Below are 26108 nucleotides of genomic sequence, written 5' to 3' on the forward strand. Positions count from 1 at the left end.
CTCGGCACCACTATCGGCAACAGCGAGAAGCCGGACGCTGTCATCGTCGCGCAGGCCGTTTCGCAGGCCAGCTCCGGCGTGATGCATTTTGGTAAAGCAAAACCGGGTGATAAAACGCTGGTCGATGTCCTGCAACCGTTCAGCCAGGCATTAAGCGCGGCGGCGGAAGAGGGATTATCACTCGCGGCGGCCTGGCGTAAGGCGGGCGGGNGGTGCCGTGTCGCTGTCGATGATCATCGATGCGGTCGGTGCCTGCATGACCGATGACGCCAGGGAGAAAGTATGCCCGTAAAACTGGTGATCGGAACCAGCCACAAGACCTACTTTGGCTATCAGCAAACGCAGGCGTGGTGTCAGCAGGTGGCGGAAATTGTCCGCGCGCTGCCGGACGCCACTGCGTCGGCATTGCAGCTGTTTACCTTTCCTGCGATGCCCGCGCTGGCCGCGGCGCTTGAGGCCTTTTCCGGCACCACCATGGCAACGGGGGCGCAGAATGTCTGCGCCGCCCCACCCGGGGCGTGGACCGGGGAAACCAGCGCGATGATGCTGCAGGAGATGGGCTGCCGTTATGTCGAAATTGGCCACGCCGAGCGACGTCGCCATTTCGGCGAAACCATCGACGTTATCAATCAAAAGCTGGACAGAGCGTTTGCCTGTGAACTCACCCCGGTCATTTGTATCGGGGAAGAACACCGGATGAGCATTGAAAATGCCAGCGCGTTTGCCTGTCAGCAGATCGATGAGCTGCTCGCCCATCGCCGTGCATCGCCACTGCCCGCCGCGATTTTTGCCTGGGAGCCGCAGTGGGCGATTGGTGCGCCGGAGCCGGCAAGCGATGAGTACATTCGCGGCGTCTGTAGCGCGCTGCGGACGTACCTCCATCAGCGATATGGCGCGCAGTTTCAGGTGATCTACGGCGGCAGCGCCGGGCCTGGTTTGTTGAGCCGACTGTGGCCGGACGTTGACGGCATTTTCCTTGGCCGCTTTGCGCATCAGCCGCAGGCGGTGGCGTCGATTCTTGCCGAAGCGCAGGCGCTCCTCTCCACCCGTTCTGCTGGCTGACGCATGATTGCGTTCTGAACATTTCTGATATACTTCCCGGCAAATGTTCACCACCTAAACATTATCTACATCTACTGCGTGGAGAAGTCAGCCGAATGGAAAAATCGAACGCGTCCCAGGATTATGAGTTACTCACCGAGATTGCCGTCGCGTATTACTGCGATGAGGTGACGCAGGAAGAGATTGCAAACAAGTTTGGCTTTTCCCGCATCAAGGTCGGGCGTTTGCTGAAGCGCGCGAAAGAAGAAGGCATTGTTGAAATTAATGTTCGCTACCATCCGGTATTCAGCACACAACTGGAAAAACAGCTGATCGAGCGTTTTCCCATCAGCCGCGCGCTGATCGCCCTCGACCATAACGACGAAGAAGAGCAGCGCCGTCAGGTCTCCGCGCTGGTTTCCGGTCATCTCAATAATATGCTGAAAGATAATATGGTGGTGGCGGTCGGGCAGGGGCGTAACGTCGCCTCGGTGGCGGATCTCTCCGGCACCATTCAGCCGCGCGATTGCCGGTTTATCTGCGGCATTGGCGGTACGCACCGTCCTGGCGATGTCATCAACGCCGACCATATCAGCCGTTTGCTGGCGAAAAAGTTCGGCGGCAGCAGCGAGTCTTTATATGCGCCCGCATATGTCGAAAACATCCAGCTTAAAGAGCTGTTGATGCAGAACGGCACCATCAAAGAAACGCTGGATCGCGCGCGCAAAGCGGATATTGCGTTGGTGGGTATTGGCGACATGAATGAAGACAGCTACATGGTGAAACTGGGGTGGTTCACGCCGCAGGAGATCAATGATGCCAGCCTGCATCAGGGCGTCATTGGTGATATCGCCGGGTATGACTTTTTCAACGCCCGCGGCGAGCACGTGAATACCGTGATGGACAACCGCGTGATTGGCCTGAGCATTGATGAGCTGCGGCAGATCCCCTGCGTGATTGCGATTGCCTCGGAAAACACCAAAGCGATGGCTATTATGGGCGCGCTACGTACCGGCGCGATCGATATTATCGCGACTAGCGCCAGAAATATCCGTACTATCCTGAGTCTGAGTCAGTAATCACCTCGTATTAACCACCCGGCGGGATGGCGAACGGAAATGACCGAACGAATTGACTATCAGATTGAAAAATATAGTTTTATGGAAGTCGCGGAGACACCGCGGCTCACCCATCAATGGCAGGAAGTGCTGGAAGAATGCCGCCAGGTGCAGGCTGGGGCGGAAGAGCGTCTGCGCATTGCGCTGCTGAATGTGGATTACGTCACCAGTTTTGAGCTTCCCTTCAGGCTATTGCTCACCCGCGCACCGCAGCTGATCGCCGGGCTGCGGGACGAGCTTCAGCTCAGCCAGAAAAACGTGACGTTTAACGGCAAGCGTTTTGGCTGCGTTTACAGCCTGAACACGTCGTTAAGCGACATCCCCGACGAATTCCAGTACCGCCTCTCAACCCGCATCCGCCGGGTTGATCCTACCGGCACGATGGCAACCCCGTTCCAGCAGATCGCCAAAGACGTCAAAGCCCCGCGCGAACGCCTGAGACTGGCGCTGGAAAGCGGCCTGCAGGTCACCGCGCTCGACGCCCTGTTCTGGTTCGGCATTCAGCGTGTTGCTGCGGATGTACAGCGGTTGAGAAAAACCGGGATGCGAATCGCCACGTCGGAGACCAGCGTATTCGATAATATTACCGGTACGACAAGGCGGGTGCCGGTGTATCGGGGTGAGGCGGGGTAGACATTTCTGCCGGATGGCGCTTCGCTTATCCGGCCTACAGGGGTTCGCTGCATTTGTAGGCCCGTGCAAGCGAAGCGCCGCCGGGCAATATGTTAGTTCAGCACCGTTTCAATACCTTTCAGCTTTTGTTTCGCGTGAGTTAATTCATCCAGCAGCTTTTGTTCCTGCTCGCTGTACGCCACCAGAACAATACAACCTTGCATCACTTTTACGGTGACGTGATGTCTGGGGTAGAATGCGAATCAGCCATAATCAACTCCTTGATAATTGGTGCGGTTAGACGCTCTCTGGTGTTGGCGCACCTATGGGGGTTGTTAGATTTTATGCTCATGTGGTACCTACCATGCAAGAGAAGAAGAAGGCCGAATTCGATCGAAAGAAAAGCACAATGAAGAACATCCGTTTTGAAGACGAGCTTTTAGCGCAGATAGAGAACGTTGCCGGGAAAGCCGGGATACGCGCCTTGCGGGGCGAGCATCGGAGTGACAAGAAAGGTTTTGTCGCCAAAGGCGATCAACTATGTAGCGTTGCGAATAGAGGTAATATTCATGGAGATACTCCACGTGTGGGGCGGTGGTGTCATCGTAGAGTGTTAACCCGATGCTGAATGTGGGCAAATGGGCGAATACCGATGGGATTGGGTCAACAGAGAGATTCTGTGCCGTGAAGTATTTGCGTGCAATGCGGCATTCCGATACCGGAGATATTATCCGCGCGATAGCCATGAAATGTATATCTTTGGTCAGGTAGGTCATCGGCAGATCTCCACAACGCTGGCGATGATAAAAATCCGAATGCCGTATCTACATTTCCCATCTTATTTGTCTTTTGCAGATGAAATAAAGAAATATAAGGATTTATAAACGTGCCGATTTATATTGTCGACCATGAAGCGTAAGCGCTTGTTTTTATCAAGGTTTAATTTAAACTTTTTGCTTAAATAATTACATCTATACTCATAATGTGGATACTTATTTTTGGTTTATCTTATTGATTTTACGTTGTAAATATTCTTATGTACTAAAATATAAAGTTATTTAAGAAATTTTAGTTGCTTTTCTTTAGCTATTTACTCTATGGCGGAACTTAGGTAGTTTCCAAATACTGTTTTTGCTATCCATTAAGCGTGAAGCAAAATTCCATAATTTAATTATTCACTGTTTCTCTTACTCGTTAGTTTTTTCAGGCGTATTTATTATCTAAATTATGCATTGAAATGAATTAAATGTTGTAGAAACTAACAAAGGAGTTATTTATGCAACATTTTAATAAAAATAAAATAGCGTTATTGCTTGCATCAATCTTCATATCCTCCGGACCGGTAATTGGCGCCACGATTCATGTTGATGGCTCATTTCCTTATACGGCGCAATCCAACACAGGGACTCACGGGATTAGCGGAGGCAGTGAAGGCGCCGGGGCCGGGTATGTCTTATCGCCGAACCCGGAAACGACCGCGGCGGATAACAACGTCAGTATCGGTAGCGGCATCACGATAAAAGGCGGTAATGGCTACGCTGGCGGCGAGGGCGCTGACGGAATGTCCGGTACCAATGCAACCATCACGAACGGCGGTGCGATTACGGGCGGTGAAGGTAGCTATGGCGCTAGCGGCATTGGTATGGGAGGCGGGGGAATCTCGGGTACTAACCTGGCAATAACCAATTCTCGTACCGGCTCCATCACCGGTGGCGAAGGGGACAGATATTCCGCTAGCGGTGCGGGGATCGCTGGTAACAGCCTCATGATAACCAACGATGGCGCGATTACCGGAGGTGATGGCAGTTACGGCTATGATGACAACGGGGGTACGGGCGGCATTGGCGGCGCTGGAATATCCGGCACTGACCTGACGATTATCAATACTTACCGTATTACCGGTGGCGAAGGCGATTTCAGTGGCACAGGAGGCGATGCCATATCGGGTTCTGCGCTGTCCATAACCAACAGCGGCGCTATTCTTGGTGGCGGTGGGGGGTATGGCTATAACGGTGCGGAAGGTGGCAATGCCGGCGCCGGAATATCCGGCACTAATATGGTGATTGATAATAATGCCCGTGGGTCAATTACGGGGGGGGAAGGCGAATCCGGCAGCGTAGGTGGCGATGCGATATCGGGTACCGACCTGAGAATCACCAACGGCGGATCCATTGTCGGGGGCGAAGGAGGGTTTGGCTATGATGGGGCGGAAGGTGGTAATGCCGGCGCCGGAATATCCGGCAGCAATATAGTGATTGATAATATTGCCCGTGGGTCAATTACGGGGGGGCGAGGCAATTCCGGCAGCGTAGGTGGCGATGCGATATCGGGTACCGACCTGAGGATCAGCAACGGCGGATCCATTGTCGGTGGCGAAGGTGGGTTTGGCTACGGAGAGAATGCCGGCAATGCTGGCGCTGGCATATCCGGTAGCGATATGACCATTAACAATTTAGCCGGTGGTTCCGTGACTGGCGGTGAAGGCGGCTATGGCGGTCTGGACGATGCCGGCGGTGCCGGGGCGCCTACCGCAGGTGGCGCGGGAATACTGGGTGATAATCTGGCCATCAACAATGGAGGTTCCATCACCGGTGGCGAAGGCGCCTTTGCTGGCGGCGATACGACAAGCCCTGACGGTGCAAACGGTGGCACGGCTATATCCGGTCACAACCTGACCATCAGCAATTTGGCTGGCGGCATCATCACTGGTGGAGAAGGCAGTTACAGCGGCAGCACAAATAGTACTAACATCAGCAACGGCGGNTCGGAATATTCGGTGACAGCTTGGGGATTAGCAACAGCGGTTCTATCGTTGGAGGCAAAGGCAGTTACAGTAGTAACGGTGGCGCTAACGGTGTCGGTGGCGCGGCGATATCCGGCAGTAATCTGACGATAATTAATAACCGCGTGATTACTGGCGGGGGCCCGNCGACAACGTTGCAGATCGTCAGTAATGATGAGGCAAACAGAGCCATCAACGGTAATCTGACGGTGGGTCAGTCGGCCAGCGTAACGCTGTCTGAACAACCGATTGAATTTTCCGGTAATGCATCGTTTGCCGAAGGCGCAGCGCTCACTCTTGGCAGTGACGTCAGCCTCAAGGCGGCGTCGCTTTCGGTTGGCAATAACGCCTCGCTTAATGCCAACATTACCCACTGGGATATGCAGGACATTCTTCTGGTTGAAACCACAAACGGGATTACGGGCGCGTTTTCTTACAGTAATGCCCTCGTGGCAGGTATGAACCAACCGGACTTTGCTTATATCAACGCAGGTTCTCGGATCATCAAATACTCCCTGTACTGGAACGGGCTGGATTCTGATGCACACGGAACTTTCACGCTTGATGAGGGCAGAACTTTCGATCTCGGTGTCGCCCTGGCGGACAATACGGCGCACGTCAACCCGGCCTGGGACGGTAAAAGCCTGACCAAAGCGGGAGAAGGCACGCTGATACTGTCAGCGGAAAATACCTACACGGGGTCGACCTCTGTCAGTGAAGGCATGCTGAAGACGACGACATCGAATGCATTTGCCAGTACCTCCGGCGTCACCATTGGCGAGGAAGGGACGCTTAACCTCAACGGCAACAGCCAGACCGTCAATGCGCTGGATAACCGTGGCACCCTGCTGATTGATGATTATGGTGTTCCGCCTTCCTCTCCTCTCAACGTCATGCTGACGGGCGATGTGACGAATAGCGGTAATATCATTCTTAACAACAGCGTGACCAGCGCCGGGAATACATTAACCATCAATGGTGACTATGCGGGTCACGGTGGCACTCTTTCACTGGGCACCGTTCTCGGCGATGACAGCAGCCTGACGGATAAGCTGGTGATTACCGGCAACGCGACCGGCACGACTTATGTGCATGTCAACAATGAGAATGGCTCAGGGGCCTTGCTGCATGAAGGGATTAAAATTATTGAGACCGGCAGTTCGACGCCAGAGGCCTTTGTGCAACGAGGTCGTATAGTGGCGGGAAGCTATGAATATCACGTGAAGCAGGGAACGGCTTCCGGCAGTGACAGGAATAACTGGTATTTAACCCATTTGGCGGACACGCCTGACCCTGACGATTCCCCTGATGACATTGATAACGATCGGCCTGCGCCAGGCGATTCTCCTGATGTCATTGATGACGATCGGCCTGCGCCAGGCGATACCCCGGATGCTGTCAACCTCTATCGCCCTGAGGGAGGAAGCTATGCCAGTAACCTGGCGGCAGCGAATACGCTGTTTAACACTCGGCTGCAGGACCGTCAGGGAGGTTCCTGGTATATTGACCCTGCTACCGGGGAACGGCATATGACCAGTCTGTGGCTGCGTACGTCAGGCGGGCACAGCAAGGGGCGGATGACAGACGATCAGAACACATCGTCGTCCAACCGCGTTGTTATGCAGCTCGGCGGCGCGTTGCTCCAGGGGAGTATGAACGGCACGGATAGCTATCAGTTGGGCGTAATGGCAGGTTATGGTAAGCAGGATAACGACATCCATAACAGCCTGTCAGGTTACGATTCTCGTGGCGNNTCTGTACGGAACCTGGTATCAGAACGCCGTGGATAAAACCGGTCTGTATATCGACTCATGGGTACTCTATAACTGGTTTGACAACACGGTTAAAGGTGATGAACTTGCTCAGGAAAGCTATAAGAGCAAGGGGCTGACGGCGTCGCTGGAATCGGGTTACGCTTTCCATATGGGGTCATTCACGGCGGCAGGCGACTGGGAAAGTAACGTCTATCTTCGCCCACAGGCACAGATCACCTGGATGGGAGTGAAGGCTAACGACCATACGGAGAAAAACGGCACGCGGGTTCGGGGGCAGGGCGACAACAATATTCAGACCCGTCTGGGCATGCGCCTTTACGTCAATGGCAAAAGCGCCGCGGAAAAAGGAAGCGTACGCGAGTTTGAACCCTTTATCGAGGCGAACTGGATACACAACTCGAAGCAGTACGGCGTCAGGATGAATGACACGAGCACCTCCCTGCAGGGAAGTCGAAACGTCGGTGAGGTGAAAGTGGGCGTCGAGGGGCGGTTGACCCGGGACCTGAGCGTTTGGGGCAACGTTGCACAACAAATGGGTAATAACGGTTTTCGCGATACGAGCGGCGTGCTGGGAATCAAATACCAGTTCTAGCCATACGATGTGTCTCCAGCCATCCCGGCTTTTTTGTCGGGATGGCTGTTTATCTCTTACTTGCCCCGCACGTTGTTGTATGAACAAGTGCGCAGCATTCCTGGTTTCGTCTTAGTGCCAGTCCACCGTGACTTCGTACTGCGGTCCCATATAGGCGACATGACGAATCACACAGCGCTGACTCTCTTCACCGCGATCGCTTAAGGTGATCGCTTCCGGCCTGACGCCAACGGTGCCGTTGCCCTCGGCCACAAAATGCGCTGGTCTGCGGCAGGCGTTTCCGAACCTTCAACGAGGTGGATGACTTTAACCGCGAAGCCCTCGCAATAGAAATTGATCTGAATATCCCGGCGCAGCGGGGCGTGAGAGTGTTGGACAGGATCGTGGCAAACCGCGGATATCCGCTGAAGATGCGGATGGATAACGGTCCGGAGCTGGTCTCGCTGACGCTGGCACAATGGGCAGGGGCATGGTGTGATAGTGGAATTTATCAGGCCCGGCAAACCAACGCAGAATGCCTTTATAAAACGGTTCAACCGAACTTACAGAACAGAAATACTGGATTTTTATCTGTTCAGAACACTGAATGAAGCACGGGAAATTACAGAGCGCTGGCTGGCTGAATATAACGGCGAGCGTCCCCACGAATCCCTGAATAACCTGACACCGGAAGAGTACCGGCTGATGACTGAAACCCCGCAAATCTCAAAAAGTGCGTGGAACTAAAACGGGTGTGCTTACAAAACCATCAGTAAGTGGTTTTTTTGTGTCTGAAAATTGTCTACAGATTGTCTGGGAACCGTCTGTGGAGCGCCATTTTAAGGACGAGAGTTCGTGTCGGGTGCGTTGTTCTAAAACAGAATGATTTATATGTATACTGATCCCCTCTATGCCAGTTCGCAGTGAGGAGAAATGATGTTAAGCAACGAAGCTCAGTGCATAAGGGAAGCGCTTTTCAGGAATTATGCGAGCAATGTAGATTTCGCGCTTAATACCCCCCTTCATGAACAAAGAAGAATATGGGAAGAAGGGGCAATGAACGCTCCGTTACCAGAAAGTATCAGCACAGAAATGATAGCTGAGGAAGGTATTTCAGCGGAGTGGGTGCGACATTCGCAGGCCGAAAGTCGTAAAGTTATTCTCTATCTGCATGGAGGGGGGAACAGCCAGGGATCAAGCATTACACATCGGAAACTGGTTGGACATATTGTTCATTATTCAAAAGTGAATGCTCTCACGCTCAACTATTCATTAGCACCAGAAAATCCCTTTCCCGCCGGGTTGATGGATGCAAAACATGCCTGGCAATGGCTGTCAGAAAAGGGGTATCGACCTGAAGACATTATTCTCGGGGGGGATTCAAGCGGCGGTGGGCTGGTTTTATCTCTGTTCTTGCTACTGAAAAACGAAAATTATCCGTTGCCGCATGCAGGTTTTTTGCTATCTCCTATGCTTGATTACACTTTATCGGGTGACAGTATTTCTTCTTGTGCAGAGAAGGACCCGATGATCATTATTGAGGATTTGCGACAAACCGTCGCATATTATTGTTCTGACGCTGAAACATCGAATCCGTTAGTCTCCCCCCTTTTTGGCGATCTGACAGGGCTCCCCCCCCTTCTTATACAAACGGGAAGCGAGGAATTACTGCTCGATGACGCGACCCGCCTGGCGAAACAGGCCACAGAGGCCGGCGTTAACGTTCAAATTGAAGTCTGGAACGGTTTATGGCATGTATTCCAGTCATCCGTCGGCAAGGTACCGGAAGCAAATCGCGCAATACGCCGAATCGCATCCTTTATTCATTCGCTTCCATTGTGAATATGCTCCAGAAAAGATAAATCAAATGGCCTGTTGAAAGCGAGTGTATCAGCAAATACTGTTAACTTTATTGTTAAACAACCCGCATAGCCAGTAGGTATGTCATTCACTTGGCATAAGTTGCGGTGCCATTACAATCGCAGTATCGATCCTGACGACTGTTATTGGACATCAGCCAGAGAAAGGATGGATCATTACGGATTCCGGCGGGATGGCTTTATCCCGTGATTGCGGTACTGCAAAACAGGCGGTAGACCAGGGTTATGGCGTGGTATGCGACCAGACCTTTGCATTCATTCCCCTGTGCCTGGCCCAGGGATGATGCCGCTTTTAAGCATTATGGAAAACGTCGTTCCCTTGCTGCTAAGCTGGTCAATATAATCCGCATACCACTGCATCATTTCTCGCCTTCCATCCGAATACTGAGCATGGTTGTATGTACCACGAATACTGTTTTTATCGACATGTGCAAGTTGGGTTTCAATCCACGCAGAGTTAAAGCCCTGCTCATGCAGAATGGTACTCATAGTGTGGCGAAAACCATGCCCAGTTAGCCTGCCTTTATATCCCAGCAACTCCATTGGTTTGATTTCAGCAATAGGGCGCTTGCCGATGTAGGGAAAGATATCTTTTTCAAAGGTATCGATGATTTCATCACGATAGCGTAATGACCAGCGATCGGATTTCGTCTGNNACTCATTTGCTGGGCGACTTTCTCTTCTTTCTTTACTTCGCCCGGATCGCTTCCAGCAGCGAGGATTTTTCTGGCTTCGCGGTTTTCACTTTAACATCGGTTAGCGCCATGACATCCTCCGGCTTCTGATGAATCCATCCTCCTGGGGGATTTCCGCCAGTAACCAACCTGATACCCCCAATGCACCCCAAAAACAACTTGATGCAGGTAGAAGTTGGTTGATCTCAGAATACAAGAATGGCTTGATATATCAGGGATTAGAAGGGATTTTGTTGACGCCGGGAGAGTTCAGTAGAAGCAAACTGGCGGAGATCACAGGAGTCGCATATGAGTATTAACACATTGATTTTAAATCATTAACCTGTGTTGGATAAATGAGTAACCCCCATAAGCACCCCCAAATGATTTTGCGTGAGGGAAAGAGGCTAAAATATACAATTGAATCAATCCTTAGAGCTTGCTTATGAAGGTAACACTCCCGGATAGTGTCTGGCAATGATGTCATTCAGTTGATCCACTAGTTCTGGCCGCTTCAACGTGATATGCGCCGTTCCCTTCTGAAAATACTTGATTGCAAACATTTCGTCCTCATAACGATTGCTGTGTCTGTTCTCATGGATATGATCTCCAAGACGACGGGTAACATCAGCGCGGTTGTCGGGAATGGGTTTTCCATCAAGGAGCATCAACATGCGCTCAAGATCTGCCAGTCGGTCACGCTGCCAGCCCCAGTTAAGTCCGAATCCCCATCTGTCATATTTCACCAGACCGCTGACAATGATTTTCGCGCCAAATTTGCAGGGCGAGTTGGTCCTGTAGTTCCAGCTCAGGCCTTTGAATACGTTGATCACACCACGCTCAAATACTTCGCCTTTGCTGTGATGCAGTTGTTCAAACGTGCTGAGTATGTTGGCTTCAGAGATCGTCGGGATGTCGTCTTTCTCCAGGCTGTTGTGCCATTCTTCACGGGCCTGAGCGTCCATGAGCGAGAGCATTCCTGAGCGTTGCATTAAATCTTTCCAGATGCTGCGATCGATATTGCGGGTGATGGCTTTCATGGCGGTGTCGGCTTTCTCCATCAGCCAGCAGTCGTAACGGTATTGCCGTACTCCCCATTCATTCGATTTGCCCCCGCCAATGCTGTCGGTGAGTGCAGAAATATCACTGAGCTGATGGATAAGGATTTCTGTCAGGCTCAGCGCAGCATTACGTCCGGTGACGATGCGTTCAATGCTGGTGGAGCAAATCACGTCAGTGTGATCGGTTAACACGTCAGGATCGGTCTGCGTCAGTACGACCATTGTTTTCTTTCCTTTATATAAGAACAAACGCCAGCCCGGTGAAGGCTGGCGCTTGTGTGGGTGTATAGTGCGCAAAAGGCAGAACTATTCTGACCGGGCTCGTTGCAACAACTGCAGATGGCGGAGATCGCGAACGTCGTTCAGTGCCTGTTCCACGTGTGGAAGCAGCGTGGCAGAGTCTGTATTGTCCTCATCGTTATCGAAGATGATATCTGTACCACAGTCAGTATTGTCCCGTAGCCAGTCGATCAGGATTTGCAGGGCTTCTTCGGTGGTTAATGTCCGCATGAAAAGACCTCGTGGTAACCGGAAGCGGATCACCACTCAAAGGTGGAGAAACCGGATAGCTGCTCGCCCAGGGCATCAAGATGAATGATGCGAATGTGATAACGACACATTAATGTCAACACTAGCCGACGGCAGGCTTTTGATAATCCCCGTTTCTTTAGCTGAAGTACCGGATACTGCCACGCATCGAGGTAGATCAGATAACCGGAACCGGTATAGCAGACCCACTCACTGTCGCCGTGGTCTTCATGCTGGTGCGAGAGCGCATACAGCAGGCTGTTATCAGCTTCAGTGATATGGGCGGTACTGCATTGAATACCGTTAAACCTGGCGGCAGGCGGGAGTGGATCGTCATTATCGTTAACCACACGAAGTGAATAACCGTTATCACAGACCACATTAATCAGGTCAGTCAGTTCAATCCCGTCAATATCCACGCTAATCCGGCCCATGTTAAGGGCCAGAACGTTAATGGCATCGGCTTCTAACGTCAGGGATAACTTCATCGTGTCACCCCGCTGTATTTGCCGGTGGTGATATCGGTCACCGCTTTGTAGCCGTTGCGTTTCATCAGGCCAGTGGCCCGTCTGGCCCGGAGTATGTCAATGCGGCCAATAAAGGGAGACGGGTGACTGATGGAGAAACCTGGCCGGTCGGTGCGTACCAGGTCATATTTTTCGACGATAAAGTTCAGCGCATCCGCCAGTGAGATACCGGCGTCGATATGCTGTGCAATCACCTGCTCATCACCAAACGGAGTATCGTTAAGCGTAAGACCGTAGTGCTGTTCCAGCAGGTACGTGAGCAGCATTTGCCAGATGTTGACGGGTGACGGGCATGAGGGTACCGCCCGACTTTGGGGTACGGGTTGAATCTGCATAAAGGCGTATCTCTGCTAAATAAAAGAGGTGGTGAGGGTGGAGCGATTACGCTGTGTGTTGCTGACGAATGGCGTCTAGTGACTCTTCCAGAGTGGACCAGTTAATGCCCTGTTCCGCATCGTGATGCCGGTTGGCATGCTGCAGTACCGCAATGGCTTCCTCTTCGGTCACAGAGGCGTCAATGCTACTCACATCATCCGTGTACCAGAGTGGGTACAGGACAAAATCATCATTCTGGTGCTGCTGCAGGTGTCTGACGATGTCACTGATTTTACAGGCGTGTGTCATGGTGATTACTCTCTGGGTTGTGCTTCCGGTGTGGGTGTTGGATAAATCGCGATGTAAACATAGCCGCAACTGGCAAGAGAGTCGGCCTCGCAGGTCAGTCCCTTCGCATACAGCGTAACGCCGTGTTGATGGCGGGGAGTAAGTTCACCACTGGTCAGCATCAGCTCCATCTGCTTCATCAGCAGCGGAAATGCCTGGTCGAGATGGCGTAAATCCGCGTCAGTGAATTTGCCGGTAATACTGGCGCGGTCAGCCAGATAGTGAAGACGGTTGCCTTCCTGAACCAGACGGGCACCAAAACACGGGGTGATATTGCGCTTCAGTCCCCACCAGGGGGCGGCGACATTATGGTTAACAGTCGGTGTTTTATTCGACAATGTAGTGCTCCTTATATCAGTTCAATTGAGCGTGACGCAGCGCAATACCACATACGGACCGTTACGGTCCTGACGACGTTCGGCAAAGACAGCCAGCACACCGCGAATTTCCTGCACCTCCCGGCCTGCGTAGTGGCAGACACTGCCGTACCAGCGATATCTGCCGGTACAGAAGCGAAACAGACGGGACTTCGGATGCTGGCGGTATATCGTCATGGCCTGACGTTTACTGATAATTTTCACTGGCAATACCCTCCTTCAGAGCCAGCCACGTTCAGCGAAGGAGACGACTTCCATTCCTCCGACCACCAGGTGATCGAGAAGACGGACCTCCATCAGTTCCAGTGCATTCTTAAGACGTCCGGTGATCTGCCGGTCGGCATTGCTGGGTTCGGCAAGCCCGGAAGGATGAGAGTGGGCGATAATGACGGCAGCAGCGTTATACTTCAGCGCCGCCTTCACCACTTCACGTGGATGGACCTGAGTATGGTTGATGGTGCCGGTGAAAAGTGTTTCGTGAGTGATAAGGCAGTGCTGGTTATCGAGGAACAGCACGATAAATTCCTCCCTCTCCAGTGATGCCAGTTGCAGACGCAGCCAGTCGCGAACGGCATGGCTGGAAGTAAATGACGAGCCGGGTTCACGTAACTGGCATTCCAGCAGGGCCAGTGCAGCCCTGACCGTTTGCTGGCCGGCAGGGGGTAATTCACGGGCAAACAGCGGTAACTGTTGTTCCATAACGTCATTCCTCAGTCGATGATGCGCATGATGGCGTTACATTCAGGGTGCCTGAGCGCATAGTCCCGCAGGCGGTAATAATGTTCCGTCATGGCGTCGCATTCCGTACGACAGGCATGGTGGCTGTAGGCGATAAGACAGACCGCAATCCCGGCGGCTTCTGCACTCATGTCAGCACCGTTGCCGTTCATGGGGTTGAACAGCTTCCATGGCGTCTCATCACCGTCCTCACCGGTTTCCGGCACCATAAAGGCACCACCGTTACTGAGGGTGAAAAAGACCCAGATACCGCCGTGGTAGTCCGCGCAGAAACGCTCCATCCATGCGAAGATGTGTGGTTCGAGGGTTATCCACTGCGGGATACCGCCGAATTGCTGCGGCCAGAAACTGACGCGGTGCTCATCGGTGACTGGTGTTGAGGTAATCTGATGTTGAGACGCAACAGGAACAGATTCTGCGGGTGTGAACAGTGGCAGTGTATTGTCGGTCATGCTGATTTTTCCTTGTTTATTGATGGGGTAAATCTGTGGGGTGACTAAAGCGGGATATCAGTGAGGGAGCGGCTGGCGGTTATTTGCTGAGAATGGTCAGCATGTTCTCTGCCATCACCCATAAAGCACGGTTAAGTTTCACGTCACCGTCGATACCGTTAACGGCACGGGTATGGCTGCGTTTGCCTTTCGCGGTGCGACCAGGCAGCCCGCCTTTCAGCAGGTTCTCCTGCAGACGCTGGTACGTTGTCCACAGGTCGTCCTGACGGTCTTCATAGCGGCGGGGTGTCAGTATCTGCGATGCCGTCACCGGCTGGTGGTCCTCACCATAACGGTACTGCAGTGCGGCATTCGCGAGTGCCTGCTGTGCCGGTGGCGGCAGTATCAGCGACTGCATGGCATCACGCTTCTCTTCCACCCGGTCAAAGACGCCCAGTACCTCGTAAGCCCCCTCAATCACTTTCTCCACCACGTTGCCTTTGTGGGGGACGCGAATTTCACCAAAGGACTGACCGCAGACCAGGCCGTTGGTACAGATGGCACGAAACAGCCCCGGCAGCATCTGGTAGCTTGATGAACCGTCATGGCTGTTCAGCAGGATAATTTCCGGGACCTGCTGGCTGCTGATTTGTCCGGTACGACGCAGACGCAGCATGTGCTTCGTATGCTCCCGCCGGCCCGGGTCCCGCACGCGGGTCTGGCAGGCGAAGAACGGCTGAAAGCCTTCGCGCTGCAGGTTCTCAAGGATGGTGATGGTCGGTATCCAGGTGTAGCGTTCACTGCGGGACGCATGTTTGTCCTCGCCAAAAACGCTGGGGACCACCTGCATTAATTCTTCACGGGTTAAGGGACGGTCACGGCGTATCTGGTTAATCCGCCCGAAGCGGCTGGCTAGTTTCATCGATAATTCCTTAATGAATGACATATAAGAAAAAGGCTGTTCCTCCCGAAGGAGGAACAGCCCTGTCAGTAATATAAGACTCGTGCAGTATTCACTGGTGAAGATGTATACCAGCAGCAGTACAGCCGTTACGGCTTCAAATTACCAGTTAAAGGTAAAAGCCCCCTTGCTGGTCTGTACACTTAATTCGAGAGGGCGGCACTGCGTGAAAGTACTGTTACTGGGGGTGGTAAAGGACAGCGTCTGGCCGTATCCCAGGCGCTTATTCACATTCTGTCCCCGTCCCGACATGGAAATCAGGCAGTTCCCCCGGTTAAGGGTGAGGGACTGTATGGTGATGTCGTTATCAAGGCTGGTCAGCGTCAGTTGCCAGACCGGGAAATTGACTCTCGGAAGATAAGCCTGCTGAGCATTGACAGACAGAGGTGCATTCCCCGCCAGCGAAGGAAGCGTGACGGCAAGCAGCAGGGTGGTAAGAAGGGTTTTAAACATCATTAACATTCCTTTATAAACAACGTCCGGTATCCTGGCATCGGGGCCAGTATTGATTTCATCTGATGAAGGTACGGTCAGAGGCTGTCTGCTTCCGGAATACCCTCATCCGCCAGCGCATGGCCGATGTTGTTCTCCACCGTGGCCGGGTCGAGTCTGATTTCTGCCAGCAGTTTCCCGGTCTCCGGAATGCCCTTATAGACATACAGGGATGCGAATGGCTCTCCCGAATCATCCGAACCGGCTGAGACCTGGTAGCTGGTGTCCCCGTTTCTGACGGTAAAGTTCTGAATGCTGATGACCTGATTGTTCGAGTACGCATAATCAGTGCTGGCAGCCGGAATGGTGATATTCATTTCTTTCTTTTTCGCGCCTGTTTTCCCGAATGAATACGAGACTGACGGCGTGACAATGCAAATTTCCACCTCTTTTTTATGATTCATGGTCTGTGCGTAAAACACCGGTTTTGCACAGCGCGTACCATGCGCCTGACGGAGCGCGTCCGTCGACGCGGCATGCAAAACAGATGTGGCGGTGAATAACACGGCTGCACTTATCAGCAGATGCCGGGTAATGGTATTTACGGTGTTCATCTTCTTCACTCTCCTGCTTCCGGTAACATGACATAAATCTCCCGGCCCCGGCGTTCAATGGTCACAGGCTCCTTAACACCCGTATTCAGCAACGCCTGCGCCCGCCAGAAACGACCTTTCACTTCTTCCTGCATATCCGTCACACGGATACAGCGCTCGTCATAACCCTCATCGTGAAGGATTTTCGTCACCGTAGTGCAGGTACTCTGTGCCAGATTTTCCGTATCTGACTGCCGCTCAAGAAGATATATCGCCACGAATGACAGCACCGTACACAGCAGCCAGACCTGCATCAGTCGCCAGGGTTTATCCTGCATCTGGTCCCGCTGGCGCAGATAGACCACCGGAAACCAGAACCAGATAAAGGAAGGCGGCGTGATGCCCTGCTTCATCAGATTTGTCCGGTCCAGTAATACCCAGACCAGGGCAACCACCAGATAAATAACGAGCGCAGCGGCCTGGGGAAAGTTCAGGTATAGCACCACCCAGAGCAGCGGGAGTACCACCGCGAGACTCCAGGCAAAAATGTCCTGTCGCAATAATGGATATGATTTCATTACTTCGCCTCCAGGTTGTTATGGATGTCGGGAAGCCACGTGGAAAACTGACGCATAAAATATTCCTTTATAAACAGTTAATTAAAGAGAGCTTATGACAGAGGGTATTTTCATATTCAGCGCAGATCGTACTGGCTAATCATAAGGCGGGATAATTGTTAATTCAGATCGATATGCGTAAACTGATCGTTGATATCTATCAATAAAACCGATCGATAAATTTAATTCAATAGTCACCGGCTATCATAAAAGCTCAATTCGATCGTCGAAACAGATCGAAACGGCGGTGAGAAAAAGACAATAAAATCAGAACAGGAGATGCCAGACAGCACGGATGACCGCCAGGAATCTGCGACGAAGGCGTTGCAGCTGGTACAACAGCCTGCCTGAGGTTTGTACAACCGAAGCGGCCTCGTCGAAAATCGCCCCGGCAACACTGACGAACCCTTCCCGTGCGGTTTGCTGAACACATTCGGTTCGTAGTTCAGGGGTCAGGTGCCGGGAAACAGCACTGCAGCTGCTGACCGGCAGTGCCTTAATCAGCGCTTCCGCCCACAGCTCCAGGTTGTAGTTTTCCGTTGCCGATACCGCGATAACCGGATGGATGGTGGCAAACAGCGTTGCAGCAAGTTCAGTTTTAGCCCGGAGATTCTCAGCCTGGCGGGGTGACGGCAGGTGGTTTGCATTGTCCCATTCACGACAGGGCTCCATTTTATCAGCCTGGGTGAGAACAAACAGAAAACGCTCTGGCTCAGCTCCTGTATTCAGCAGTTCACGGTAACAGCGCAGGTCATCTTTCCAGGCCCGGTCGTCCGCCTTCAGTGCCCAGACAATCAAATCCAGTCTGGAAGACCATGCCCGGTAAAGACGACGATATCGCCTGTCTAAAGCCGGGGTTTCGGCGATACCTGGAAAATCAGCAATATGAAGGGTACGTGGACCACGAGTAACCTGATAGCGGTGAACATGGCGGGTGCAGCCCCTGACGGGGTCAACCCTGGCGGGAGGTGGGCTGAAGAGGGTATTGCACAGTCTGGATTTACCCGCGCCCGATTTTCCCATGATGCCAATTACCGGTTCGTAGTGAACGCACAGGAGCAGGCGCTCCACCAGAGTATCCGACAGAGCGCCGGGAAGACAGGATAAAGGTTGTTTCAGGACGTCAGGAATTTGCCCTGTATGGGTACAATCTGACACATTGACCTCCGTGAGTTAAAAAACGGGACGGCAGCAATGCTGGCTGGCGGACTCACANTCATTAGAGCGTGCAGTTGCTATTATGATTTTTAGTAAGCAATCAGGGAATAACAATGGCGCGCAGGGTTGAGTTACGGGGTATAGTTAATGCTCTTAATGAGAGCTTCGTTAGTCGGAACAACGATTTCGAGGGATTCTGGACTATTGGTCAGTTAAAGTTATTAGCTATCAATAACAACCTCACCACAATGGCGTTTTATCTTACTCCACCTAAGCACGCTCCCCACTTTAACCTGATACATTATGTCGTACTCCACTATTCAGACATGCTCGGACATTTGTTACGAAAGCAGCAAATTCCCGATAATTGGGTAAGTGAGGCTCGCATTACGATCGACTTTAACGTAAATGCTAAACACGAGCAGTTGCATGAATGCTTAACCTCAGGTGAGCCTTTTCAGTGCTGTTGTCAGATAATTGATGATACTGGTCGCTGTTACTCTTCCGTCGTTTATGGTCGGAGCCAGGCTCATTCTCCTGCGAAAGAATTAAAATCGACTCGAAAACTAACCGTGTAAAAAAAATCAGCTGAACTTGCGCTTCTCGCTCAGAGCGGACATGCCTCCCCCTTGATCGACGGCTTCGTGCCAGAGGCGGACGTCACTGACATCAGATTTAGTTAATCAATGGGATAGGTCATCATGACAGTAAAACTATTGATAGTGGCTCTGTTGTAAGGGAAACAACTGTTTGTTAATTAGCCACAGGAGTTGAGGGTAGATCCAGTACTATATCCACGAACTTAAGCCTCACTGTATGCTCCTGATAAGTCTGTTTTTCTGCCCTCTTTTACGTCCCTCCCTACCGCACCGTGATTTTTTTCAGTATAAGTTGATTTAGGGATAAGATAGGAATAATACTTATGTTGATAACATCATGCATTTTACATGGTGGGCTCTATTGATATAAAGTAAGGTACTATCAACGCTAGCGATTCATATGAACACTAAGTTAAGCATACTTGGAACTACTACCAAAAATCTTAAAGGGGAAAATTTTGATATTATACATAATAGGGAATGGTTTCGATTTATATCATGATATGAAAACAGGTTATAACGATTTCAAGAACTATGTAATGAGAGAAGATCTTGACGTATACAATGCTGTAGATAAATTCGCTCCTGCCGGAGACGAATGGAATGAACTAGAGTCATCTTTAGGTGATATAGATTTCTACAACATAATTGATGAGTGCGGGGGGTATTTAACTTCTTACGCAGCAGAGGATTTTAAAGCCAGCGATCACCATAATTATGAATTTGAAATCGAAAGAATAACAAAGAACCTGACAACCGACTTACTGAAACAGTTTTGTAACTGGATTAGCAAGATTGAAGTTCCTAAAGATGTGCAATACAAAAAATTTAATAGTCTTGATAATCAAGCAATCTATCTTACCTTCAATTACACAAGTACTTTAGAACGACTTTACTCAATAAATAAATCCAATATCAAACATATACATGGATCAATTGAAGATGTTAGTGAAATCATTTTAGGTCATAGTTGGGAGCGTACCAAAACTGTTAACCCTGCCCCAGGGGTTGACCAGGATACACGGGTGAGCGGAGGTTATGATCTATTAGATGAAATGTTTGATTCGAATTTTAAAAACTGTTCAAAAATAATAAAAGAAGAGATTGTTTTTTTTGATTCATTAAATTCAGTAACTCAGATAGTAGTAATCGGACATTCTCTTTCTGATGTTGACTCTAAGTATTTCAAAGAAATATTAAAACACGTTCCCCAAAGTGCAACCTGGCGATGCGCGCTACGTAACATCAATCAGGATCAAGAAAAAACAGATTTACTTGTTAACTTAGGGGTCAGTAGAGCTAACATTAAAAATGTGCCAATAAGTTCTCTATAAGAGCCATGACATGAATTTCATGATACATATCTAGGAACACATTGATTCAACGGCTTTAAAGTCCGCTCCTCGCTCACAGCGGTCCTTGGGAACTTGCTTTCTGTCCGTTCCGTGCCAAGAGCAGACCTTATAAACACTAAGGTACGATCGTCTAAATTGCTGCGCCTAATACTGCTACACCTGCCGTTTACTGAAGAGTGGCATGTTGCGTAGGGGCAACACTTCTTAAGCCCAATGCAGCACGGTCAGGCGGGGAAACATCCTTGGTGTCTTGCCCTACAAGGGATGGTCGAAAGTGGAGCACTATTCCGCGCAGCTATTTAGGGGGCAGTCTATGGTGGGCTATTAGGGTGTGAACTCATCACGACCTGAGAAGATCGTAACAGATTTCGCTCCCCTTGAGAGCGCAACATACAAATCAGTTGCCCCCATATTTCCCGCATCTAGTATCACCACGTGGTCGCATTCCAGACCTTTCAGAAGAAGAGTTGAGCCTATTGAACGGTGCGATACGCGCCCTTCACCTTGGTATCTACGTTGTTCACGAATAACTGATGCTGACTCTCTAATGCTTTTGTCAGGTGAACTGATGGACAGATTTATCGCATCTTTTAGAACGTGCAGAGCTCCGGCCCTGAATACGCGTGTCTCTTCCTTCTCTTCGAGCAAAAGGAGTGTCGTTCGAATATTTTGTCGGGTTGGGGCCAGAGCAAGTGCTACCAATGCATTCTCAAGCGAAGAAGGGGCTGTTCTGTTTCGTCCAGCCTGAATAGAACTAATTCTTCGTAAGGTTGTACTAACGCCAACGTTTGTCATCAGCTCAGCTGCTGCCTGTAAAAGCCTTGGCATCACGTTGGCAGCATTAGCATCGTCAAGGGATGCAGCCATTTTTATCACGTCACTCAGATCTACCGGTTCGACAACATCAATGCCATTGATTCGTTGTGCAAATTGATGCCTGGATGATGCTCTTCGTGAATCACCTATAACTAAAACCGAGTCGTTGGGAAACTGTCGCAGCAGCGAGTAATATTCGCGCTGCTGGCGCTGGATATTGTCATTATGATTTCGTAAAAGAGGCCGAAAACGTACATAGTCAGGACAGGACCTTAAGTCGATACGCTCCCGGAGAAGTAATCGATGTCTTTGCTCAAGGAGCCACTGGCCCAAATCTGGCGTTTGTGCATTGTTCCAACGCCAGGGCGTTTGTAAGGTTGCCAGAGTAGGGAAAAAAGTTTCAACGGTTTGGTTCCAGTTGGGCATAGGGCCGCTAAAGTTGAAAATACACTGCATCGGGTCACCAAAGACTACCGTTGGTAGCAAACGTGAAAGCGCACAAGTCAGTTCATGTTGCTCGCTATTGCAGTCCTGGTATTCATCGACCAGCAAACGCGAATAAGTAGCTGTGATGATTTCGCTAATATTACCGTTAACAACCAGATCCCGTACGGCACGGCGAAGAGAAGGGTAAAAAACGGTTGGATTTTCAGGACCCACATAGAGCGGACACAATCCCGGAAAGCAGCCAGCTATTTTCAGAGCCCATCCATCGATTGTTGTCACAACATAGTTCCGCGAAGGAATTGCAAAACGGCTCAGTCGCTTTTTGAGTGCCGTTACACCTGCGGTTGTGTGCGTCAGCACGAGATACGGCTTACTTTGCGCAAAACCAAGTGCTTCAGTAATCAGGTGGGTTTTGCCACATCCCGCTGGCGCTACAATCAGGCCTTTACTGGCGTTTAAAACGGCATCCACACTCATCGTGGGTCACCGTTTTCTGCTGCCCACGCCAGCAGATCTCTTATAATTGCTTTGAATGGTCGTGAAAACTGATTGATGACCGGACCCACGATATTCTCCGCAAGATCCTCAGCCTTCCCGATCGTTTTAAACCAGCCATATTTGCCAGCAGCGTGAGCCACTGGCGTTCTCATTTCTTCTGTCGGTTCACTTGTGCATGTGTCAAAGTTATAAGCCCCTTGGGAGCAGTTATGAATGTGCTGATCCACTTGTTGTTGGCTGTTCAGATCCGCAGCAAGAAGAACGATGTCACGGATAGTCTCAGCAGGACACCAAGCTAGCAGGGCACCCTCTGTTGAAAAACCATTACCCCATTCAAAAATGGTAACGCCGCTTGCCCGGCAATGTTCTGTCTGTTGCCTGTGTGCAGGTGTCGTGATATCTGAATCTTTTAATAAGGCAGTACGATATCCCAGTTGTGCAAAAACCTCGGCGCGTTTGAAATAATTGTCCCCGCCGCCGCCATCTGTAGCAAAGGCCCCCTGATCCTGAAAGCCTGTTCTTCCCCTGCGTTGTCTGGACAAGTCCAGCCCTCTGATAAAACCAACCTCAGTTCCACCTTCGCCCACAATTACGGCTTTGCTGAAAAAGGCTTCAGCGCAGGCCCTTAAGGTAGCTTGTTCCTTATCGTCCCCACTTAGTGTCAGGAAATTGTGTGAAGGCTCTGGGGGCGGTTGTTCTAGTTTCCGCAACACACAGAGCTGGGTTGCCTTGAGTTCCCTGAGAACATATGGGGAATGGGTGGTGATGAATACCTGCGAAGTCGGTTCATCATCACGAGAACCCAGTTGATTCAAGAGTCGGCTGATCCTGTAAGGCTCCAGTCCGTACTCTGCTTCATCAACCAGTATGATCCCCGGCCCCCCGACAGCTTTTTGTAACCCGCTCACCAGCAATCGGGTTGATCCTGTACCAAGCATTCTCAGTGGCGTGTTATCACTGTTATGCAGGCTGATCGCACTGTTAGACAGGGAGACGCCATTCACGTCCAGCAGCGCTTTAAGTTCTCCAACCTGAACGCCTAACTCATTTGCAATGCTTCTGACCTCGGTAAGAATGTTATCCAACTGCGGTAGTTGCCGGGCAGCAAAGTTGTGTCGTGTCTGTCGGGACAGTTCGGCCAACGTTGAACTGATATCAAAATCTTCTGCAGATAATTTATTCAGCACTGAGCGGTTGCCCCATGCCAGATGATGATGCGAGGTTGCCCCAAGGCGAGTAGGGCTTAACTGCTCCCGGTGCTTCCACAGTAATCTTTTCTCCAAACCTTCCACTGTTGCTCGTTCTGAAAATAAGCACCAGTCTGGTTCGAGATCTGCACCAACGACCATTCTCAGTGTGAGTACGGTTTCATCTCCTGCCAGAGGTTCATCATGGATTTCCTTTGTTTCGCTATTGAAACCACGAAGGTAACGCCCATAGTTCTCAAGGTTCCGAAGCCCGTCATCAAGCTGTCCGAGAGTTACACTGATGCAGACTGGAGTAGCGGAATTCATGAGATAAAAATCCGCATCACTGAATGTGAACGATCTTCGCGCTCCGAGTACTAGGTCAATAGCATCAATAAAGGTCGATTTTCCTGAATCTCCAGGCCCTATCAGACAATTCAGCCCTGAACCTGGAAACCATTCTGCCTGCCGTATTGAGCGAAAATTCTGAATGCTGATGTGGCGGATAACAGCCATGTTTCCTTCCTAATCCACGAATGTTGTATTTGCGCCGTAATGGCAGGAATTATGACACACCCTTTCTTATTTAATTGTGATATTGGGGTATACACGCTGACTCAGCTGAGAGGAAACACTTCAATCAAACAAAGGTCCGCTGTTCGCTCAGAGCAGACGTCCAGTTTTTTGCCACAGTCCGGTTCATGCAAGAAGGGGAGATAATTGCAATACGTAACTGGTTCTACTCAAATTGATTCAGCAAATCGTGGCTGGCTGGCGGTATGCTGTGTCTGAATTTCTGCCAGTCCATCGTTTTTCTTACGTAATGCCAATGTCTCGTAATAATGTTGGGCTACAACTGTTTCGATAAAATCGACATCATTACCGGCAAGTTCATAGACTGCGTTCTTGATCTCTTTCAGGCTGACATTAAAAAACTCTTTACGTCTGTTAACGAGGTTCGTCCGTTTGGCATCAAAGTGTTGATGGAGCGCATTTTCAAGAGCAGGGGCATCTTCACTATGGATCATGGCGTGAACATCGAAGAGAAAAGGTACCGAGGCACTTCCCAGTTCATCCACACGGTCCTGAGGATCGAGACGGCGCGTCATACCAATTTTGAAAACATCTTCGCCGAAAGACCCCACATTGGAGATGACATAGACATGCCCACGTTTAGTTTGCTGTGCCATGCTCAAAGCTTTTTGGCCCTTCAGTTCTGCTTCGGTTAAGGCTTCACGCAACTCGTTAATTTTCGACTGATACTTTTCAGCTTGTTCTGTAGTCAGTTGCGCCAGTTTTGACTCCATTTCCTTTCGGGCCTTATCCAGTGCTTTTTGTGCACGAAGCTCTTCCGCTTCTGCCTCTCTAATCGCCCGCTCAATCTCCAGCTGCGCTTTGCGTTCTTCTGCCATTTGAGCACGAATTTCTCGCTGTTCTTCTTTCTCTGACTGTCTTTTCATTTTGTAGGCATGAACGAGATCGAGTTCTTTTAATTTCAGTCGGAGATACTGTGTACTGATATGCACATCATTGACTTCATTGAGCGCATTAATTTTATCAAACGCTGCCTGGATCCTGTCATGCATGACCGACCAGTTCTTAAAAGTACAATTGGCAATTGCGGCATCACACTCGCCATTGAACGCTCTCGCTGTCAGGTTAATAGCTCTGGTAGTCATTTTTTTCCCTTCAGCGCGGGAATTATGGACCGTCCAGTCAGTCCCACACCAGATAGCTCCGGCCTGGTTTTTGAGGCGTAACAACGCTTTTTGCTCGTTTCTGTTATCTTTGATCGCCTCCTTAAACTCTTCGGAAGTATCGAAATCGAAATGTGGCTCGAACATGCCCATTTCTGCGAAATCTACATCCTCACGATAAAGGGCTACCGCTTTTTCGAGTTCATCATAGATGCTTTTTTTCTCGGCATAAGAAGTACGTAATGACGTAATTTGATCCTGTAATGACAGGGTTGTTGACTGCGCATTATCCAGCAATGCGGTTGCTTCCTCCTCCAGAGAGGCGGCGGTGATTTTGGCTACGTCGACGATTTCACGGGCTTGTTGCTCCGCCTCCAGCATTACCCGAGTTGCTTCCATTTCTGCATCAGAAATGACGGTATAACGTTCGAGTTGTGCTGTTTTACTGGCATCAGAAGCCCTCAATGCACGTAATTTTGTCAAAAGGATAAAAATGATGGCAACAGACAATAGTGCAACCGTTAATGCAGCGACTGAGAGATAAATCATATTCATTCATAGCCTTCCTTGAGAGGATGCTCACCGCATGCAGCCAGACATTGCTAATAGATGAGCAAAAGTTAATCCCGAACTATTAATGGGCAATATTATCAAATAAGGAACCTCAAGGCATACTGTAAGTAGCCCGCTTAAGCCGACCAGACTATTGGGGAACGAGCAATCGCCTCACGTTTGAGGTTTGATACACTTATGCTGTTACCATATATCTGTATTTTAACTGCTTTGTACCAGAAAATTGACATCGCTCAAATAATGACGAGTAAATCACAAAACGGCGAGTTATCCATATTGATAATATTTACTATTTCACATATACCAACTTTGGGAGGCTTTCTCCCGAACATCTTAAGGATAACTATCATGGGTCTTAAACCTGGTCCTAAACCAATCGCTAAATCGACAGGAAAAC

At 50.4% G+C, this 26108-nt stretch carries 26 protein-coding genes and 5 pseudogenes; 10 read left to right on the plus strand and 21 right to left on the minus strand.

Annotated features, from left to right (window positions below):
- The first annotated feature begins 42 nt into the window (after positions 1-42).
- The 4 genes from GM30_RS09850 to GM30_RS09865 all read left to right on the plus strand — a co-directional run bounded on the left by GM30_RS09850 (position 43) and on the right by GM30_RS09865 (position 2792).
- Positions 43-267: a DAK2 domain-containing protein gene (locus GM30_RS09850; protein ID WP_476690808.1), complete on the plus strand. Its 225-nt coding sequence runs from the start codon at positions 43-45 to the stop codon at positions 265-267.
- A 15-nt stretch (positions 268-282) separates the two neighbouring features.
- Complete coding sequence (locus GM30_RS09855; RefSeq protein WP_049848478.1) at positions 283-1062, plus strand: triose-phosphate isomerase family protein; 780 nt, start codon at positions 283-285, stop codon at positions 1060-1062.
- 95 nt (positions 1063-1157) lie between these two features.
- Positions 1158-2120, plus strand: a complete 963-nt coding sequence (locus GM30_RS09860) for a sugar-binding transcriptional regulator (RefSeq protein ID WP_049848479.1) — start codon at positions 1158-1160, stop codon at positions 2118-2120.
- A gap of 39 nt (positions 2121-2159) precedes the next feature.
- Positions 2160-2792, plus strand: coding sequence for an ECs1377 family protein (locus GM30_RS09865; RefSeq protein ID WP_049848480.1), 633 nt, complete (start codon positions 2160-2162; stop codon positions 2790-2792).
- A gap of 92 nt (positions 2793-2884) precedes the next feature.
- On the opposite strand, the pseudogene GM30_RS28195 reads toward GM30_RS09865, so the two are convergent.
- Together GM30_RS28195 and GM30_RS27170 are read right to left on the minus strand one after the other, a co-directional pair.
- Positions 2885-3010, minus strand: a pseudogene (locus GM30_RS28195) (SymE family type I addiction module toxin); the annotation flags it as partial.
- Between the two features lie 221 nt (positions 3011-3231).
- Positions 3232-3309, minus strand: a pseudogene (locus GM30_RS27170) (MBL fold metallo-hydrolase); the annotation flags it as partial.
- 2702 nt (positions 3310-6011) lie between these two features.
- Here GM30_RS27170 and GM30_RS26115 point away from each other — a divergent pair.
- Entirely contained in the window at positions 6012-7343 is a 1332-nt protein-coding gene (locus GM30_RS26115) for an autotransporter outer membrane beta-barrel domain-containing protein (RefSeq protein ID WP_476690810.1), read from the plus strand.
- Complete coding sequence (locus GM30_RS09885; protein ID WP_155483960.1) at positions 7249-7920, plus strand: autotransporter outer membrane beta-barrel domain-containing protein; 672 nt, start codon at positions 7249-7251, stop codon at positions 7918-7920. Before GM30_RS26115 ends, GM30_RS09885 begins: the two co-directional genes overlap by 95 nt.
- Positions 7921-8034: 114 nt before the next feature.
- On the opposite strand, the pseudogene GM30_RS24235 reads toward GM30_RS09885, so the two are convergent.
- A pseudogene (locus GM30_RS24235) lies at positions 8035-8187 on the minus strand (TOBE domain-containing protein); the annotation flags it as partial.
- On the opposite strand from GM30_RS24235, the pseudogene GM30_RS09890 reads away from it, so the two are divergent.
- The 3 genes and pseudogenes from GM30_RS09890 to GM30_RS27175 form a co-directional block, all read left to right on the plus strand.
- Positions 8175-8646: pseudogene (locus GM30_RS09890) on the plus strand (integrase core domain-containing protein); the annotation flags it as partial. The pseudogenes GM30_RS24235 and GM30_RS09890 overlap by 13 nt on opposite strands.
- 189 nt (positions 8647-8835) lie before the next feature.
- Positions 8836-9741 carry an alpha/beta hydrolase fold domain-containing protein gene (locus tag GM30_RS09895; protein ID WP_049848485.1) on the plus strand — a complete coding sequence of 302 codons (906 nt, stop codon included), beginning with the start codon at positions 8836-8838 and terminating at the stop codon, positions 9739-9741.
- Positions 9742-9892: 151 nt separating this feature from the next.
- On the plus strand, positions 9893-10063 hold the full coding sequence (locus tag GM30_RS27175; RefSeq protein WP_274519047.1) for a hypothetical protein: 171 nt from the start codon (positions 9893-9895) through the stop codon (positions 10061-10063).
- Here the strand turns inward: GM30_RS27175 and GM30_RS28200 are convergent.
- The 15 genes and pseudogenes from GM30_RS28200 to GM30_RS09970 all read right to left on the minus strand — a co-directional run.
- Positions 10035-10322: pseudogene (locus GM30_RS28200) on the minus strand (tyrosine-type recombinase/integrase); the annotation flags it as partial. The gene GM30_RS27175 and the pseudogene GM30_RS28200 overlap by 29 nt on opposite strands.
- A 574-nt stretch (positions 10323-10896) precedes the next feature.
- Positions 10897-11736 carry a DUF4942 domain-containing protein gene (locus GM30_RS09905; RefSeq protein WP_049848487.1) on the minus strand — a complete coding sequence of 280 codons (840 nt, stop codon included), beginning with the start codon at positions 11734-11736 and terminating at the stop codon, positions 10897-10899.
- Positions 11737-11820: 84 nt separating this feature from the next.
- Entirely contained in the window at positions 11821-12024 is a 204-nt protein-coding gene (locus tag GM30_RS09910) for a DUF957 domain-containing protein (protein ID WP_049848488.1), read from the minus strand.
- A 29-nt stretch (positions 12025-12053) separates the two neighbouring features.
- Positions 12054-12530 (minus strand): DUF5983 family protein, encoded by a 477-nt coding sequence (locus GM30_RS09915; RefSeq protein WP_049848489.1) that lies wholly within the window; start codon positions 12528-12530, stop codon positions 12054-12056.
- The gene (locus GM30_RS09920; RefSeq protein ID WP_049848490.1) at positions 12527-12904 is read right to left on the minus strand and encodes a TA system toxin CbtA family protein; all 378 of its coding nucleotides are present in this window, start codon (positions 12902-12904) and stop codon (positions 12527-12529) included. Before GM30_RS09920 ends, GM30_RS09915 begins: the two co-directional genes overlap by 4 nt.
- Positions 12905-12950: 46 nt before the next feature.
- Positions 12951-13193: a hypothetical protein gene (locus tag GM30_RS09925; RefSeq protein ID WP_049848491.1), complete on the minus strand. Its 243-nt coding sequence runs from the start codon at positions 13191-13193 to the stop codon at positions 12951-12953.
- Positions 13194-13198: 5 nt separating this feature from the next.
- Entirely contained in the window at positions 13199-13570 is a 372-nt protein-coding gene (locus GM30_RS09930; protein ID WP_049848492.1) for a type IV toxin-antitoxin system YeeU family antitoxin, read from the minus strand.
- A gap of 21 nt (positions 13571-13591) precedes the next feature.
- A complete protein-coding gene (locus GM30_RS09935; protein WP_049848493.1) occupies positions 13592-13813 on the minus strand; it encodes a DUF987 domain-containing protein in 222 nt (73 codons plus the stop codon).
- Between the two features lie 15 nt (positions 13814-13828).
- The gene (gene radC, locus GM30_RS09940; protein ID WP_049848494.1) at positions 13829-14308 is read right to left on the minus strand and encodes a RadC family protein; all 480 of its coding nucleotides are present in this window, start codon (positions 14306-14308) and stop codon (positions 13829-13831) included.
- Between the two features lie 11 nt (positions 14309-14319).
- The gene (locus tag GM30_RS09945) at positions 14320-14799 is read right to left on the minus strand and encodes an antirestriction protein (protein ID WP_049848495.1); all 480 of its coding nucleotides are present in this window, start codon (positions 14797-14799) and stop codon (positions 14320-14322) included.
- A 79-nt stretch (positions 14800-14878) separates the two neighbouring features.
- The gene (locus GM30_RS09950) at positions 14879-15700 is read right to left on the minus strand and encodes a DUF932 domain-containing protein (protein WP_049848496.1); all 822 of its coding nucleotides are present in this window, start codon (positions 15698-15700) and stop codon (positions 14879-14881) included.
- Positions 15701-15841: 141 nt separating this feature from the next.
- Positions 15842-16195 (minus strand): hypothetical protein, encoded by a 354-nt coding sequence (locus tag GM30_RS09955; protein ID WP_049848497.1) that lies wholly within the window; start codon positions 16193-16195, stop codon positions 15842-15844.
- A gap of 74 nt (positions 16196-16269) precedes the next feature.
- Positions 16270-16785, minus strand: coding sequence for a hypothetical protein (locus GM30_RS27180; RefSeq protein ID WP_238582632.1), 516 nt, complete (start codon positions 16783-16785; stop codon positions 16270-16272).
- A gap of 5 nt (positions 16786-16790) precedes the next feature.
- Complete coding sequence (locus tag GM30_RS09965) at positions 16791-17342, minus strand: hypothetical protein (protein ID WP_049848498.1); 552 nt, start codon at positions 17340-17342, stop codon at positions 16791-16793.
- Between the two features lie 306 nt (positions 17343-17648).
- The gene (locus GM30_RS09970) at positions 17649-18539 is read right to left on the minus strand and encodes a GTPase family protein (RefSeq protein WP_238582633.1); all 891 of its coding nucleotides are present in this window, start codon (positions 18537-18539) and stop codon (positions 17649-17651) included.
- Between the two features lie 1057 nt (positions 18540-19596).
- Between GM30_RS09970 and GM30_RS09980 the strand changes: the two genes are divergently transcribed.
- On the plus strand, positions 19597-20472 hold the full coding sequence (locus GM30_RS09980) for a bacteriophage abortive infection AbiH family protein (RefSeq protein WP_049848500.1): 876 nt from the start codon (positions 19597-19599) through the stop codon (positions 20470-20472).
- Positions 20473-20817: 345 nt separating this feature from the next.
- Here GM30_RS09980 and GM30_RS09985 read toward each other — a convergent pair whose 3' ends face one another.
- The 3 genes from GM30_RS09985 to GM30_RS09995 all read right to left on the minus strand — a co-directional run bounded on the left by GM30_RS09985 (position 20818) and on the right by GM30_RS09995 (position 25693).
- Positions 20818-22233, minus strand: a complete 1416-nt coding sequence (locus GM30_RS09985) for a UvrD-helicase domain-containing protein (protein ID WP_049848501.1) — start codon at positions 22231-22233, stop codon at positions 20818-20820.
- The gene (locus GM30_RS09990) at positions 22230-23957 is read right to left on the minus strand and encodes an ATP-dependent nuclease (protein WP_049848502.1); all 1728 of its coding nucleotides are present in this window, start codon (positions 23955-23957) and stop codon (positions 22230-22232) included. Before GM30_RS09990 ends, GM30_RS09985 begins: the two co-directional genes overlap by 4 nt.
- A gap of 227 nt (positions 23958-24184) precedes the next feature.
- A complete protein-coding gene (locus GM30_RS09995; protein WP_049848503.1) occupies positions 24185-25693 on the minus strand; it encodes an SNIPE associated domain-containing protein in 1509 nt (502 codons plus the stop codon).
- Positions 25694-26108: the final 415 nt, after the last annotated feature.

It is taken from the genome of Trabulsiella odontotermitis, from assembly GCF_001188485.1.
Lineage (GTDB): Bacteria > Pseudomonadota > Gammaproteobacteria > Enterobacterales > Enterobacteriaceae > Trabulsiella > Trabulsiella odontotermitis_A.